Below are 14,357 nucleotides of genomic sequence, written 5' to 3'. Positions count from 1 at the left end.
CGCGACACCGACTGCCCCACGCCGTTCATCAACGACGTGACGGGCCGGCGGGGTCGTACGACCAAGGTCCCGGTCCCGCACCGTCTCCGGACAGGGGCCACAGCGGGCCATGGCCCTTACTCTGGCGACCATGACCGTCCCTGAGCCCGGCGACACCGAGGTCGCCGTCCCCGCCGCGCCCTCCCTCTCCTCCGTCCCCGCCGAGACCGTGCTGAGCAGCGCCTACCGGGCGCTGAGCATCGGCATCGTCTCCGTGATCGTGCTGATCGCCTTCGAGGCGACGGCGGTCGGCACGGCGATGCCGGTGGCGGCGCGGGAGCTGGACGGGGTGTCGCTGTACGCGTTCGCGTTCTCGGGGTACTTCACGACCAGCCTGTTCGGGATGGTGCTCTCCGGCCAGTGGTCGGACCGGAGCGGGCCGCTGGCCCCGCTGACGACCGGCATCGCCGCCTTCGCGGCCGGGCTCGTGCTGTCCGGCACGGCGGGCGCGATGTGGCTGTTCATCCTCGGGCGGGCCGTGCAGGGGTTCGGCGGCGGGCTGGTGATCGTCGCGCTGTACGTCGTCGTCGGGCGGGCCTACCCGGAGCGGCTGCGGCCCGCGATCATGGCGGCGTTCGCGGCGGGCTGGGTGGTGCCCTCCGTCGTCGGTCCGCTGGCCGCCGGCGCGGTGACCGAGCACCTCGGCTGGCGCTGGGTGTTCGTCGGCATCCCGGTGCTCGTCGTCGTCCCGCTCGCCCTCGCGCTGCCGCAGATACGCCGACGCGCCTCCGGTGCCGTGGAGGGAGGAGAGGCCCCGGCCTCCTTCGACGGCCGCCGGATCCGCCTCGCCCTCGGCATCTCGCTGGGCGCGGGCCTGCTCCAGTACGCCGCCCAGGACCTGCGCCCGCACTCCCTGCTGCCCGGCGCGACGGGCGTGGCGCTGCTCGTCCCCGCCGTCCTCGGACTGCTGCCCCGCGGCACCTACCGGGCGGTGCGCGGACTGCCCTCCGTGGTCCTGCTGCGCGGGGTGGCCGCGGGGTCCTTCGTCGCCGCCGAGTCCTTCGTCCCGCTGATGCTGGTCACCCAGCGCGGACTCAGCCCGACCCTGGCCGGACTCTCCCTGGCGGCCGGCGGCGCGACCTGGGCCGCGGGTTCGTGGCTCCAGTCCCGGCCGCGCCTGGAGCCGCACCGGGAGCGGCTGATGGCCCTCGGCATGCTCCTGGTCGCGGCGGCCATCACCACGGCACCCAGTGTGCTGATCGACGCCGTCCCCGCCTGGACGGTCGCCGTCGCCTGGGGCTTCGGCTGCTTCGGCATGGGCCTGGTGATCTCCTCCACCAGCGTGCTCCTGCTCAAGCTCTCCGCCCCGCAGGAGGCCGGCAGCAACTCCGCCGCCCTGCAGATCTCCGACGGCCTCTCCAACGTCGTCCTGCTGTCGGCCGGCGGCGCCGCCTTCGCGGCCCTGGGCGGCGGCACGGTCAGCCACGCGGCCACCGAGGCCACCGGCTCCCACCCGGCCGCCTTCGCCGCGGTGTTCCTGCCGATGGCGGCGGTGGCGCTGGTCGGGGCGTGGGTCGCCACGCGGGTGCGGGGGAAGTGAGCCGAGGACGACCCGGCGGAGCGGCTGTGACGTCCGTCCCACCCGGGGGTGACCCGCCCCCGTGCGCGCGGTGATCGCGTCGGCCCGCCGGTAGGGTGGCCCGGTTGTCATACGTGGCCGAGCCGCTCTACCCCCTTCGGAGACCGTGACTACCACCGCCAGCTCCAGCACCTCGCACCACCTGTCCCCGGCCTTCCCCGGCCGTGCCCCCTGGGGCACCGCCGGCAAGCTGCGGGCCTGGCAGCAGGGGGCGATGGAGAAGTACCTCCAGGAACAGCCCCGGGACTTCCTGGCGGTCGCCACCCCCGGCGCCGGGAAGACGACCTTCGCGCTGACACTGGCGTCCTGGCTGCTGCACCACCACGTCGTGCAGCAGGTCACCGTCGTCGCGCCGACCGAGCACCTGAAGAAGCAGTGGGCCGAGGCCGCGGCGCGGATAGGGATCAAGCTCGACCCGGAGTACAGCGCGGGCCCGCTCAGCCGCGAGTACCAGGGCATCGCCATCACCTACGCGGGCGTCGGCGTGCGCCCCATGCTGCACCGCAACCGCGTCGAGCAGCGCAAGACCCTCGTCATCCTCGACGAGATCCACCACGCCGGTGACTCCAAGTCCTGGGGCGAGGCCTGCCTGGAGGCGTTCGAGCCCGCCACCCGCCGCCTCGCGCTCACCGGCACGCCCTTCCGCTCCGACACCAACCCGATCCCCTTCGTGGCGTACGAGGAGGGCAACGACGGCATCCGCCGCTCCGCCGCCGACTACACGTACGGCTACGGCTCGGCGCTCGCCGACGGCGTCGTGCGGCCCGTCATCTTCATGAGCTACAGCGGCAACATGCGCTGGCGCACGAAGGCGGGCGACGAGATCGCCGCACGCCTGGGCGAGCCCATGACCAAGGACGCCGTCAGCCAGGCCTGGCGCACCGCGCTCGACCCGCGCGGCGAGTGGATGCCGGCCGTGCTGCGCGCCGCCGACCGGCGGCTCACGGAGGTCAGGAAGGCCATCCCGGACGCCGGGGCGCTCGTCATCGCCGCCGACCAGGACGCCGCCCGCGCCTACGCCAAGCTGATCCGCGAGATCACCGGGGACAAGGCCACCGTCGTGCTGTCCGACGACGCGGGCGCCTCGAAGAACATCGACACCTTCAGCCAGGGCACCGACCGATGGATGGTCGCCGTCCGCATGGTGTCCGAGGGCGTCGACGTCCCCCGCCTCGCGGTCGGCGTCTACGCCACCACGATCTCCACCCCCCTCTTCTTCGCCCAGGCCGTAGGCCGCTTCGTGCGCTCCCGCCGCCGCGGCGAGACCGCCTCGGTCTTCCTGCCCACCGTGCCCGACCTGCTCACGTTCGCGAACGAGATGGAGCGCGAGCGCGACCACGTCCTCGACAAGCCCAAGAAGGAGGGCGAGGAGGACCCCTACGCCGAGTCCGAGAAGGAGATGGACGAGGCGAACCGGGAGCAGGACGAGGACACCGGCGAGCAGGAGCAGTTCGCCTTCGAGGCACTGGAGTCCGAGGCCACCTTCGACCGGGTCATGTACAACGGCGCCGAGTTCGGCATGCAGGCCCACCCGGGCAGCGAGGAGGAGCAGGACTACCTCGGCATCCCGGGCCTGCTGGAGCCGGACCAGGTGCAGCTGCTGCTCCAGAAGCGGCAGGCCCGGCAGATCGCGCACAGCCGCCGGAAGCCCGACGAAGAGGCCGACCTGCTCGAACTGCCCGCCGACCGCCGCCCGGTGGTCTCCCACAAGGAACTGATGGAGCTGCGCAAGCAGCTCAACACCATGGTCGGCGCCTACGTCCACCAGAGCGGCAAACCGCACGGCGTGATCCACACCGAACTGCGCCGCGTCTGCGGCGGCCCGCCCAGCGCCGAGGCGACCGGCGGCCAGCTGCGCCAGCGCATCGCGAAGGTCCAGGAGTGGGCGACGCGGATGAAGTGACGCCCGGGGCACCGGCGCCGAAGGCGTGCGCGGTACGTACTGGGACAAACACAGGCGGTTGATAACGGTTGGCGCCCGGATTCTGGACGGAGCCTTCCGCTGAGCGAACCGGTTCCTTTACTGTCCCGCTACGCACGCCCCGTGGCAGCGCCGCCGCGGAGCGCAGCCGTGAAGCGACTGGGCCCGGGACAAGGCCGGGCCGTCAGCCGATCGGCGGCCTCTGAAGCGCGTCACTGACGGGACTCGGTGACGCACACGCCGCGAGGAGGGCCGCCGACCTCACCACTAAGGAGTGGGCGTCGTGACCGCGGAGACCTCTCAGACGCTCGACAGGGGCCTGCGGGTCCTCAAACTGCTGGCCGATACGGACCACGGGCTGACCGTCACCGAGCTGTCCCACAAACTGGGCGTCAACCGGACCGTCGTGTACCGGTTGCTCGCCACGCTGGAGCAGCACGCACTCGTACGCCGCGACCTGGGCGGCCGGGCCCGCGTCGGCCTCGGCGTACTGGGCCTGGGCCGCCAGGTGCACCCCCTGGTCCGCGAGGCGGCGATGCCGGCCCTGCGCGCCCTCGCCGAGGACATAGGGGCGACGGCCCACCTGACCCTGGTGGACGGGGCGGAGGCGCTGGCCGTGGCCGTCGTGGAGCCGACCTGGACCGACTACCACGTCGCCTACCGCGCGGGCTTCCGCCATCCCCTGGAACGGGGCGCCGCCGGCAAGGCGATCCTGGCCGCCCGCCGGCCCACGCAGCCCCCCGGCGAGCGGGCGGAGGCCCCCGGCTACACCCTCACCCACGGCGAACTGGAGGCCGGTGCCTGCGGCGCGGCGGCCCCCCTGCTCGGCGTCACGGGGGTGGAGGGCAGCGTCGGCGTCGTCATGCTGGCCGACGTGGTCCCCGAACGAGTCGGCGAACGCGTCATGCACGCGGCCCGGGAGGTGGCGGAGGCACTGCGGTGAGCCGGTCGTACCCGGCCGTCGGAGCCCCGGCGATCGGGCCACGTTAGATTGACCCCGTGCTCTCTCGTCTCACGCGTCCCCAGTTCCTCGCCGTCTGTGGTCTGCCCGTCGTGGCGCTGCTCGCGGCCGCCGTGTTCGCGCCGCTGCCGTTCTCCGTGGCGCAGCCGGGGCTGACGGCCGACGTGCTGGGCGAGAACCAGGGGGCCGAGGTGATCACGATCAGCGGTGCGCCGACGCACGAGACCAGCGGGCAGCTGCGGATGACGACCATCGAGGCGACCGGACCGGACGCGAGCGTCCACCTCGGGGACGTGCTCGGCAGTTGGTTCGACACCGACCGGGCCGTGATGCCGCGCGACGCCGTCTATCCGAGCGGCGACGACGTGAGCGAGATCGAGCGGTACAACCAGGAGCAGATGAAGGAGTCGCAGGACTCCGCCACCGCGGCCGCGCTGCGCTACCTGCGGCTGGACAAGGGCGACGTCGACGTCAAGCTCCGGCTGGAGGACGTCGGCGGGCCCAGCGCCGGGCTGCTCTTCTCGCTCGGCATCGTCGACAAGCTCGGCGCCGGCGACCTCACCGGCGGCCGGGTCGTCGCCGGGACGGGGACCATCACCGACGGCGGGAAGGTCGGCGCCGTCGGCGGGGTGCCGCTCAAGACGCAGGCCGCCCGGCGGGACGGGGCCACCGTGTTCCTCGTGCCGAAGGCGGAGTGCTCGGACGCGCAGGCAGAACTGCCCAAGGGGCTCCGGCTGATCCCGGTGACGACGCTCACGGGCGCGGTCGACGCGCTCAAGGCACTGGAGAGCGGCAAGGGCGACGTCCCCGCCTGCTGAGCGACCGGCCCTACCCCTCCGTCACGAAGCCCTTCTCCTTCATCCAGTCCAGCGCCACCTGGTGCGGGTCCTCGCCGTCCACGTCGACCTTAGCGTTCAGGGTCTGTGCCACGTCGTTGGTCAGCGCCTTCGTGACCGGGTCCAGGACGGACGCGATCGCCGGCCACTTCTTCAGGGTGGCCGTGCGGACCATGGGCGCCGCGTTGTAGTTCGGGAAGAACTTCTTGTCGTCCTCCATCACCACCAGGTTCATGGACTTGATCCGTCCGTCCGTGGTGTACACCTCGCCGTAGGTGCAGGCGCCCTTCGCGGTCTGGGTGTAGATGATGCCGGTGTCCATCTGGGTGATGTTCGCGGCGGGCAGCGACATGCCGTACGCCTTCTCCAGGCCCGGCAGGCCGTCCGCGCGGTTGGCGAACTCGCCCTCCACGCACAGCGTCACCGCGCCCGGGTCGGACTTCGACAGGGCGGTGACCTCCGAGAGGGTCCTGGTCCTGTACTTCTTGTAGTTGGCCTGGTTCATCGCCAGCGCGTACGTGTTGTTCAGGCGGGCCGGCTCCAGCCACGTCAGGCCCTTCCTCGCGTCGGCCTCCTTCACCGCCTTCCACTGCTGCTCCGGGTCGGGGATCGGCTTGCTGTTGCCCAGGTAGGTGATCCACGCGGTGCCCGTGTACTCGTACGTGGCGTCGGCGTCGCCGTTCTCCACCGCCGCGCGGGTGCCGACCGAGCCCTGGATGCCGGTGCGGTCGAGCACCTCCGCGCCCGCCGCCTCGAAGGCGATGCCCATGATCGCGCCGAGGACCAGTTGCTCGGTGAACTCCTTTGAGGTGACCGTGAGATCGGCCCCCTCCAGCGGCTTCCCCTCCCCGATGGTGCCCGGCTCCACGTCGTCGACCATCGGGGAGCCGCTGGTCAGACCGCATCCGGCGGAGGCGGAAAGGAGCGCGGCGGCCAGCGCCCAGCAGGTACGCCGTCTCATGTGCCCACCTCCAGCCCCCGTGGCCGCAGCAGCACCTCGGCCAGCGAGGCCAGCCAGTCCACCAGCAGGGCCAGGGCGACGGTGAGGACCGAGCCCAGGACCAGCACCGGCATCCGCTGGCTGGTGATGCCGGTCGTGATCAGCACGCCCAGTCCACCGCCGCCGCCGAAGGTCGCCAGCGTCGCCGTGCCCACGTTCAGGACCAGGGCCGTGCGCACACCGGCCAGGATCAGCGGGACGGCCAGCGGCAGTTCCACCCGGGTGAGCACGCCCAGCGGGGACATCCCGATGCCGCGGGCCGCCTCCAGCAGCGTCGGGTCGTTGGCCTTCAGACCGGCGATGGTGTTGGACAGCACGGGCAGGACGGCGTAGATGATGATGCCGATCAGCGCGGCCCTGCGGCCGATGCCCAGCCAGATCACCAGCAGCGCCAGCAGACCGATCGCCGGGGTCGCCTGGCCCATGTTGGCGAACGCCATCGCGAACGGGGTGGCCCTCCGGAACGCCGCGCGGGTGAGCAGGATGCCCAGCGGGATCGCGATGATCAGCACGAAGAATGTGGAGATCACCGTCAGCTGGACGTGCTGCCACAGGGCCTTGGTGACCTGGCCGTTGCCCAGGGCGTTTTGGCTGAGCGCGTCCAGGTCGGCCTGCCGGAACCACAGCCAGGTCGCCAGCAGTACGGCGATCAGGACGACGGGCAGGAAGGTCAGCTTGCGCCAGCCGACCCGTGGCCCCGCCGCCACCGGGGACGGCGCGGGCGCCTCGCCCTCCTCCTCGTCCCCGTCCCGGAAGGCGAGCCCTTCGACCTTGTACTCGCCCGCGGGGCGGTGGCCGGGCGAGGGGCGCGAGGAGCCGCTCACGCGCGGCCTCCGACCCCGCCGAAGCCCTCCTGCTCGGTGTGCGTCTGGGCGGCCCGGGTCTCCTCCAGGTCGTGCTGGTGCTCCAGCGCGTCCAGCCGGTCGGCCTCCAGCAGTTCGTGCACGGAGTTCATCAGCGTCTCCATGTCGACGACGCCCTCGTACGCGCCGCGCCGGCCGGTGACCGCGACCCGCCCCGCGTTGTCGGTGAGCACCGCCTCCAGCGCGTCCCGCAGCGTCGCGTCCCGGGTCACCGTGTCGTGGACCAGCGTCCCGGCCCGCGCCAGCGAGCCCCTGGCCCGCATCAGGTCGCCGCGCCGCAGCCACTTGTAGGGGCGCCCGCGCCGGTCCAGGAGCAGGATCTCGTTGGTGCCCGACTCCCGCAGCCGGTCGAAGATGTACTGGAGCGGGTCCTCGACGGTCACCGTCGGGTAGTCCGTGATGCCCACGTCCCGCACCCGGGTCAGGTTCAGGCGCTTCAGGGCCGCGCCCGCGCCCACGAAGCCGGAGACGAAGTCGTCCGCGGGGTTGGTGAGGATCGCCTCCGGGGTGTCGAACTGCGCGATGTGGGAGCGTTCGCGCAGCACGGCGATCCGGTCGCCCAGCTTGATCGCCTCGTCGAAGTCGTGGGTGACGAAGACGATCGTCTTGTGCAGTTCGTGCTGGAGGCGGATCAGCTCGTCCTGGAGGTGGTCCCGGGTGATCGGGTCGACCGCGCCGAACGGCTCGTCCATCAGCAGCACCGGCGGATCGGCCGCCAGCGCCCGCGCCACGCCCACCCGCTGCTGCTGGCCGCCGGAGAGCTGGCGCGGATAGCGGCCGTGGAACTCCCCGGCGTCCAGACCGACCAGGTCCAGCATCTCCTCCACCCGGGAGCGGATGCGGGACTTCGACCAGCCGATCATCTTCGGGACCAGCGCGATGTTCTGGGCGACGGTCATGTGCGGGAAGAGGCCGGAGGACTGGATCGCGTAGCCGACCTTGCGGCGCAGCTTCACCGGGTCGATGTCGGTGACGTCCTCGCCGTTGATGCGGATGCGACCGCCGCTGGGCTCGATCAGCCGGTTGATCATCTTCAGGGTGGTGGACTTCCCGCAGCCCGAGGGGCCGACGAAGATGACCGTCTCCCCGGCCTTGATCTCCATCGACACGTTCTCGACGGCGGGCTGCGGGTTGCCCGGGTACAGCTTGGTGAGGGACTCCAGCTCGATGGTCGCCCCGGTGGTGCCGCCGTGGCCGTCCCCGGTCACGGACTCCGCCGTCTCAGACACGGATCCCCCTCGGAATGGTCAGCCGCCCCAGCAGCACGTACGCCGCGTCGAACAGCAGGGCCAGGACGATGATCCCGAGCGTGCCCGCGAGCACCTGGTTGAGCGCGTTCTTGCTGCCCAGCGAGGCGATCCCGCGGAAGATCTCGTTGCCCAGGCCCGGCCCGGAGGCGTAGGCGGCGATCGCCGCGATGCCCATCAGCATCTGCGTCGAGACCCGGATCCCGGTCAGGATCGGCGGCCAGGCCAGCGGCAGCTCCACCCGCAGCAGCCGCGCCGGGCGCGACATCCCGATGCCCTTGGCGGCGTCCACCAGTGCCGGGTCGACCCCGCGCAGGCCCACGATCGAGTTGCGCACGATCGGCAGCAGCCCGTACAGGGTCAGCGCGGTCACCGTGGGCGGCACGCCGAGCCCCAGGATCGGGATGAGCAGACCGATCATGGCCAGCGACGGGATGGTGAGGATGGCCGACGTGGACAGGGTCGCCAGGTTCCCCGCCCAGTCGCTGCGGTAGGTGAGGACGCCGATCAGCACCCCGAGCAGGGTCGCCACGACCATGCACTGGAAGACCGCGCTGGCGTGCTGGTAGGCGTCGGTGAGCAGTTGCTGGTGGCGGCTGCCCAGGAAGGCCCAGAAGTTCATGTCCGCTCACCTCCGGGTTCCGGCCCGCCTCAGTCGTGTCCGCCGCTGTCCCCGGCCGCCTGCTCCACCAGCGGGATGATCCGCAGCGGAACGGGGTTCTCCATGACGATCGCCGTGGCGGCCCGGACGATGCCATCAAAACCGACAACCCGGTCGATCACCCGTTGGAGATCGGCGTTGGAGCGGGCCACCAGGCGGCACAGCATGTCCCCGGTGCCGGTCGTGGTGTGCAGCTCCAGGACTTCTGGCACATTCGCCAAGTGGGCCCGTACGTCGGCCCCTTGACCCTGCCGGATCTCCAGCGTGGCGAACGCGGTGACCGGGTAGCCGAGGGCCGCCGGATCCACCTCGGGACCGAAGCCGCGGATGACTCCGTTCGACTGAAGGCGGTCGAGCCGCGCCTGCGCGGTGCCGCGCGCCACCCCGAGCCGCCGGGACATCTCCAGCACCCCGATCCGCGGCTCCCGCGCCAGCAGGGAGATGATCCGCCCGTCCAGCCGGTCGATCCCCGTATCCGCCATACCCCTCACCCTCCCGGCTGGTCATCCTGTACAGATCGCCTGCCCGCACCGGCATGTCACTGGTCAGGTTGCCCACTGAAAACGCGAACTATTGCGCACCTTGCGAGCAGGGGAGAACCTGCGGCTATGACGCAGACCACACACCACACTCCCGACACCGCCCGGCAGGCCGACCCCTTCCCGGTCAAGGGAATGGACGCGGTCGTCTTCGCCGTGGGCAACGCCAAGCAGGCCGCGCACTACTACTCCACCGCCTTCGGCATGACGCTGGTCGCCTACTCCGGACCGGAGAACGGCAGCCGGGAGACCGCGAGCTACGTCCTGGAGAGCGGCTCCGCCCGCTTCGTGTTCACCTCGGTGATCAAACCCGCGACCGACTGGGGCCGCTTCCTCGCCCAGCACGTCGCCGAACACGGCGACGGCGTCGTCGACCTCGCCATCGAGGTCCCGGACGCCCGCGCCGCCCACGCCTACGCCGTCGAGCACGGCGCCCGCTCGCTCGCCGAGCCGCACGAGATCAAGGACGAGCACGGCACCGTCGTCCTCGCCGCCATCGCCACCTACGGCGAGACCCGGCACACCCTCGTCGAGCGCACCGGCTACGACGGCCCGTACCTGCCCGGCCACGTCGCCGCCAAGCCGATGGTCGCCCCGCCCGGGAAGCGCGTCTTCCAGGCCGTGGACCACTGCGTCGGCAACGTCGAACTCGGCCGCATGAACGAGTGGGTCGGCTTCTACAACAAGGTCATGGGCTTCACGAACATGAAGGAGTTCGTGGGCGACGACATCGCCACCGAGTACAGCGCGCTGATGTCGAAGGTCGTGGCCGACGGCACCCTCAAGGTCAAGTTCCCGATCAACGAGCCCGCCGTCGCCAAGAAGAAGTCCCAGATCGACGAGTACCTGGAGTTCTACGGCGGCGCCGGCGTCCAGCACATCGCGCTGAACACCAACGACATCGTGGCGAGCGTCCGCGCGATGAAGGCGGCCGGCGTCGAGTTCCTGGACGCCCCCGACTCGTACTACGACACGCTCGGCGAGTGGGCCGGTGAGACCCGGGTGCCCGTCGACACCCTGCGCGAGCTGAAAATCCTCGTCGACCGGGACGAGGACGGCTACCTGCTGCAGATCTTCACCAAGCCGGTCCAGGACCGTCCGACCGTCTTCTTCGAGATGATCGAACGCCACGGCTCGATGGGCTTCGGCAAGGGCAACTTCAAGGCCCTGTTCGAGGCGATCGAGCGCGAGCAGGAGAAGCGCGGCAACCTCTGACACCAGCTCTGCGAAGGCTGCTCTCAGTCGGGCGGGCCCTCCACGGGGGGCTCGCCCAGCTCCGCCAGCGCCCGCTTCGCCTCCGGCACCCGCAGCGGCGAGAAGTACGGGTTGACCGTCAGCGCCTCGCGGAGGTGCCGGCGCGCCGGCCCGTACCGCCCCAGCTCCTTCTCGATCACCCCCCGGTGGAAGACGTTCAGCGCGCTGCGCACCCCGCCGCCCTTGTCGCCGTCGGTCGCGATCGTCGCGAACTCCAGGGCCTCCTCGTCCGCACCGCTGCGGTGCAGCGCCCAGCCCAGCGCGTCGGCGACCGCGGTCCCCGGCTGCCGCCCCCACTCGGCCCGCAGCCGCTCCACCGCCGCCGCCGCATCGCCGTGGTCGGCGTCGAGCCGCCCCAGCACCAACTGCTCGTCGACCCCGGCCGCCTCCGCGTCCCGCGCCCGCTCCCGCAGCAGGTCGTACTCCACCCGCGCCGCCTGCCCGAGGCCCAGCGACTCGTACAGCTCGCCCAGCTCCAGGGCGTACTCGGGGCTGGGCTGCTTGGCCAGCGCCGCCTGATAGGCGGACAGCGCCTCGGTCGTCCGGCCCAGCGCCGCCAGCGCCCGGCCCTGCCCGGCCTGCGCGGCCCGCTGGTCGGGGTCGGTGCGCAGCGCCTCCTGGAAGAACCGCAGCGCCTCCTCCCGCTCCCCGCGCTCGAACGCCAGCCGCCCGGCCTGCTCCAGGTACGCCGCCCGCTCCGCCGGTGCCTCGGCGGCAGCCGCCGCGTCCGAGATCCGGGCCGCCGCGTCCTCCCGCCAGCCCCGGTCCCGGTAGACACCCGCCGCCAGCGCCCCGACCGCCGGAGCGCCGGGACGCAGCTTCATCACCTTCTCCAGGGCCCGGCCCACGCCCTTGTCGTCGCCGAGCCCCGTGTACGCGCCGATCAGCACGGCGTGCGCCGTCCACCGCTTCGGCGCCGCCCGCACCGCGCTCTCGCCCCACTGCTTGGCCGCCGGGAAGTCCCGCCGCGCCACCGCGAGCGCCGCGAGCCCCTCCAGGGCCTGCGGGTTGCGCTCGGGACCCGTCCGCAGCGAGGTGCGCAGCGCCTTGTCGGCCTTCGGCCAGTTCGCGCCGTCCGCCGTACGGCGGCCCTGCTCGACGTAGGCCGCGCCGAGCACCGCCCACGACGCCCCGTCCAGCGGATGCGCCCGCAGATGGGCCTCCCGGTCGCCGATCAGCGCCGCCAGGTCGGGCAGCGCGGCGGGCACTCCGGTGGTGACCGCCCCGCGCGCCGGCGCCGCGGGCCCCGGCGCGGGCGGGGGAGCGTCCCCGGCCCCCCGGGGGAGCAGCACCAGGACCCCGCCGAGTACGGCGGCCCCGGCGACGGAGGCGATCAGCACCCGGCGCCCGCGGCGCGAGGGCCGCCCGGGTGCCGGTGCCTCGCCCTGTTCTGGCCGGGTGAGCCTCTCCATGACCTCCATGGCGCTCACTGTGCGCCCATGTGACGATCACACCGGGCAGGCGACGGGTTGCCGCCCGCGGGGTTCACACCGATGGCCGTGGATGCGAGCCTGTGATCATGAGCCGTATCGAAGCGCCTCGCGACGAAGACGACGCAGCCGCGACGGTCGACCGCGCCCCCGGCGGCCCGGGCGCCCTCGTCGACCGGCTGCTGGCCGCACTGCCCGCCGGGTCCGTCCTCACCGACCCCGACGTCACGGCCTCCTACGCCCACGACATGGCGAGCTTCTGCCCGGCGGGCGCCCCCGCCGTGGTCGTCCTGCCGCGCACCGTGGAGGACGTCCAGCACGTCATGCGCACCGCCACCGAACTGCGCGTCCCGGTGGTCCCGCAGGGCGCCCGCACCGGCCTGTCCGGCGCGGCCAACGCCACCGACGGCTGCGTGGTCCTCTCCCTGACGAAAATGGACCGCGTCCTGGAGATCAACCCGGTCGACCGCGTCGCCGTCGTCGAACCGGGCGTCGTCAACGCCACGCTCTCCCGCGCGGTGAACGAGCACGGCCTCTACTACCCGCCGGACCCCTCCAGCTGGGAGATGTGCACCATCGGCGGCAACATCGGCACCGCCTCCGGCGGCCTGTGCTGCGTCAAGTACGGGGTGACCGCCGAGTACGTCCTCGGCCTCGACGTCGTCCTCGCCGACGGCCGGCTGATGTCCACCGGGCGCCGCACCGCCAAGGGCGTCGCCGGGTACGACCTCACCCGGCTCTTCGTCGGCTCCGAGGGCTCCCTGGGCATCGTCGTCAAGGCGGTCCTCGGGCTGCGCCCCAAGCCGCCCGAGCAACTGGTGCTGGCCGCCGAGTTCGCCTCCGCCTCCGCCGCCTGCGACGCGATCTGCCGGATCATGGAGGGCGGGCACGTGCCGTCCCTCCTCGAACTGATGGACCGCACGACCGTCAAGGCGGTCAACGACCTCGCCCGCATGGGACTGCCGGAGACCACCGAGGCGCTCCTGCTCGCCGCCTTCGACACCACCGACCCGGCCGCCGACCTCGCCGCCGTCGGCGCGCTGTGCGAGGCCGCGGGCGCCACGCAGGTGGTCCCGGCCGAGGACACGGCCGAGTCGGAACTCCTGCTCCAGGCCAGGCGCCTGTCCCTCACCGCCCTCGAAGCCGTCAAGGGCACCACGATGATCGACGACGTGTGCGTGCCCCGCTCCCGGCTCGGCGAGATGCTGGAGGGCATCGAGCGCGTCGCCGCGAAGTACGGCCTCACCATCGGGGTCTGCGCCCACGCGGGCGACGGCAACACCCACCCCACCGTCTGCTTCGACGCCTCGGACCCCGACGAGTCCCGGCGGGCCCGCGAGTCCTTCGACGAGATCATGGCGCTCGGCCTGGAACTCGGCGGCACCATCACCGGCGAGCACGGCGTGGGCGTCCTGAAGAAGGAGTGGCTGGCACGGGAGATCGGCCCGGTGGGCCTGGAGATGCAGCGGGCCGTCAAACAGGCCTTCGACCCGCTGGGCATCCTCAACCCGGGCAAGCTCTTCTGATCCGGCGGGCCGCACCGCCCGGCCCTCACCGGGCGAGCAGCTCGGCCAGCGCGTCGTCGATCCCGAGCTGCGCGCCCTCGGTCCCCGGCGGCACCGTCCGCAGGGTCCGCTCCAGCCAGGCCGACACCTGGGGCGTGGGCGCCTCCAGCAGGGCGTCGCCGTCCGGGCTGGTCAGCGCGATCAGCACGACGCTGCGGCCCTCCGCCTTCGACGGCCACACCCGCACGTCCCCGTGCCCGGACGGCCGGAAGACGCCCTCCACCAGGAGGTCGCGGGCGAACGTCCAGTGCACCGGGTGGCCGGAGTCGATGTGGAAGGTGATGTGGACGGCGTAGGGGTCGTCGGTGTGGTAGCCGAGCCTGGCCGGCACCGGGATGCCGCTCTCGGGCGACAGGATGAGCCTCAGCTCCAGCTCGCGTTCCACGACGGTGGGGCGGCCGGTGGGGTTGGGGTGCATGGCGGGTTCCTCTCCCGGGTCGGGTACGTCCTTGCCCGGTGAGA

At 72.4% G+C, this 14,357-nt stretch carries 13 protein-coding genes; 6 read left to right on the top strand and 7 right to left on the bottom strand.

Annotated features, from left to right (window positions below; translation table 11 throughout):
* The first annotated feature begins 130 nt into the window (after positions 1–130).
* The 4 genes from IE94_RS0107830 (at position 131) to IE94_RS0107815 (ending at position 5,318) form a co-directional block, all read left to right on the top strand.
* Complete coding sequence (locus IE94_RS0107830; protein ID WP_030180208.1) at positions 131–1,579, top strand: MFS transporter; 1,449 nt, start codon at positions 131–133, stop codon at positions 1,577–1,579.
* A gap of 145 nt (positions 1,580–1,724) precedes the next feature.
* Positions 1,725–3,521: a DEAD/DEAH box helicase gene (locus tag IE94_RS0107825; protein WP_030180205.1), complete on the top strand. Its 1,797-nt coding sequence runs from the start codon at positions 1,725–1,727 to the stop codon at positions 3,519–3,521.
* Positions 3,522–3,822: 301 nt separating this feature from the next.
* Positions 3,823–4,482: an IclR family transcriptional regulator gene (locus IE94_RS0107820; RefSeq protein WP_030180203.1), complete on the top strand. Its 660-nt coding sequence runs from the start codon at positions 3,823–3,825 to the stop codon at positions 4,480–4,482.
* Positions 4,483–4,538: 56 nt separating this feature from the next.
* Positions 4,539–5,318, top strand: a complete 780-nt coding sequence (locus IE94_RS0107815) for a S16 family serine protease (protein ID WP_030180201.1) — start codon at positions 4,539–4,541, stop codon at positions 5,316–5,318.
* A 10-nt stretch (positions 5,319–5,328) separates the two neighbouring features.
* On the opposite strand, the gene IE94_RS0107810 is transcribed toward IE94_RS0107815, so the two are convergent.
* Genes IE94_RS0107810 through IE94_RS0107790 form a run of 5 tightly spaced genes read right to left on the bottom strand, consistent with a single transcriptional unit; the run spans position 5,329 to position 9,589 of the window.
* Positions 5,329–6,297, bottom strand: coding sequence for a glycine betaine ABC transporter substrate-binding protein (locus IE94_RS0107810; protein ID WP_030180199.1), 969 nt, complete (start codon positions 6,295–6,297; stop codon positions 5,329–5,331).
* Positions 6,294–7,160: an ABC transporter permease gene (locus IE94_RS0107805; protein ID WP_030180197.1), complete on the bottom strand. Its 867-nt coding sequence runs from the start codon at positions 7,158–7,160 to the stop codon at positions 6,294–6,296. Before IE94_RS0107805 ends, IE94_RS0107810 begins: the two co-directional genes overlap by 4 nt.
* Complete coding sequence (locus tag IE94_RS0107800; protein WP_037922068.1) at positions 7,157–8,428, bottom strand: betaine/proline/choline family ABC transporter ATP-binding protein; 1,272 nt, start codon at positions 8,426–8,428, stop codon at positions 7,157–7,159. Before IE94_RS0107800 ends, IE94_RS0107805 begins: the two co-directional genes overlap by 4 nt.
* Entirely contained in the window at positions 8,421–9,068 is a 648-nt protein-coding gene (locus IE94_RS0107795) for an ABC transporter permease (protein ID WP_030180191.1), read from the bottom strand. Before IE94_RS0107795 ends, IE94_RS0107800 begins: the two co-directional genes overlap by 8 nt.
* A 29-nt stretch (positions 9,069–9,097) precedes the next feature.
* The gene (locus IE94_RS0107790; RefSeq protein WP_030180188.1) at positions 9,098–9,589 is read right to left on the bottom strand and encodes an Lrp/AsnC family transcriptional regulator; all 492 of its coding nucleotides are present in this window, start codon (positions 9,587–9,589) and stop codon (positions 9,098–9,100) included.
* A 126-nt stretch (positions 9,590–9,715) separates the two neighbouring features.
* Between IE94_RS0107790 and hppD the strand changes: the two genes are divergently transcribed.
* Entirely contained in the window at positions 9,716–10,861 is a 1,146-nt protein-coding gene (hppD, locus tag IE94_RS0107785; protein WP_030180186.1) for a 4-hydroxyphenylpyruvate dioxygenase, read from the top strand.
* Between the two features lie 23 nt (positions 10,862–10,884).
* On the opposite strand, the gene IE94_RS0107780 is transcribed toward hppD, so the two are convergent.
* Positions 10,885–12,321 carry a tetratricopeptide repeat protein gene (locus IE94_RS0107780; RefSeq protein ID WP_030180183.1) on the bottom strand — a complete coding sequence of 479 codons (1,437 nt, stop codon included), beginning with the start codon at positions 12,319–12,321 and terminating at the stop codon, positions 10,885–10,887.
* Between the two features lie 92 nt (positions 12,322–12,413).
* On the opposite strand from IE94_RS0107780, the gene IE94_RS0107775 reads away from it, so the two are divergent.
* Entirely contained in the window at positions 12,414–13,856 is a 1,443-nt protein-coding gene (locus IE94_RS0107775; RefSeq protein ID WP_030180180.1) for an FAD-binding oxidoreductase, read from the top strand.
* Between the two features lie 25 nt (positions 13,857–13,881).
* Here the strand turns inward: IE94_RS0107775 and IE94_RS0107770 are convergent, their stop codons facing one another.
* Positions 13,882–14,313 (bottom strand): SsgA family sporulation/cell division regulator, encoded by a 432-nt coding sequence (locus tag IE94_RS0107770; RefSeq protein WP_030180177.1) that lies wholly within the window; start codon positions 14,311–14,313, stop codon positions 13,882–13,884.
* Positions 14,314–14,357: the final 44 nt, after the last annotated feature.

Origin of the sequence: Streptomyces violaceorubidus, assembly GCF_000717995.1 — a bacterium.
In the GTDB taxonomy this organism is placed as follows: domain Bacteria; phylum Actinomycetota; class Actinomycetes; order Streptomycetales; family Streptomycetaceae; genus Streptomyces; species Streptomyces violaceorubidus.
The sequence above is the reverse complement of the archived record's forward strand: the minus strand, read 5'-3'. Positions and strand labels throughout refer to the sequence as shown.

What these genes read in the sequence shown, in the direction of transcription:
- IE94_RS0107830 (WP_030180208.1), top strand. Translation starts at nt 131, where the DNA reads ATGACCGTCCCTGAGCCCGGCGACACCGAGGTCGCCGTCCCCGCCGCG.
- IE94_RS0107810 (WP_030180199.1), bottom strand. Translation starts at nt 6,297, where the DNA reads ATGAGACGGCGTACCTGCTGGGCGCTGGCCGCCGCGCTCCTTTCCGCC.
- IE94_RS0107795 (WP_030180191.1), bottom strand. Translation starts at nt 9,068, where the DNA reads ATGAACTTCTGGGCCTTCCTGGGCAGCCGCCACCAGCAACTGCTCACC.
- IE94_RS0107790 (WP_030180188.1), bottom strand. Translation starts at nt 9,589, where the DNA reads ATGGCGGATACGGGGATCGACCGGCTGGACGGGCGGATCATCTCCCTG.
- hppD (WP_030180186.1), top strand. Translation starts at nt 9,716, where the DNA reads ATGACGCAGACCACACACCACACTCCCGACACCGCCCGGCAGGCCGAC.
- IE94_RS0107780 (WP_030180183.1), bottom strand. Translation starts at nt 12,321, where the DNA reads ATGGAGGTCATGGAGAGGCTCACCCGGCCAGAACAGGGCGAGGCACCG.
- IE94_RS0107770 (WP_030180177.1), bottom strand. Translation starts at nt 14,313, where the DNA reads ATGCACCCCAACCCCACCGGCCGCCCCACCGTCGTGGAACGCGAGCTG.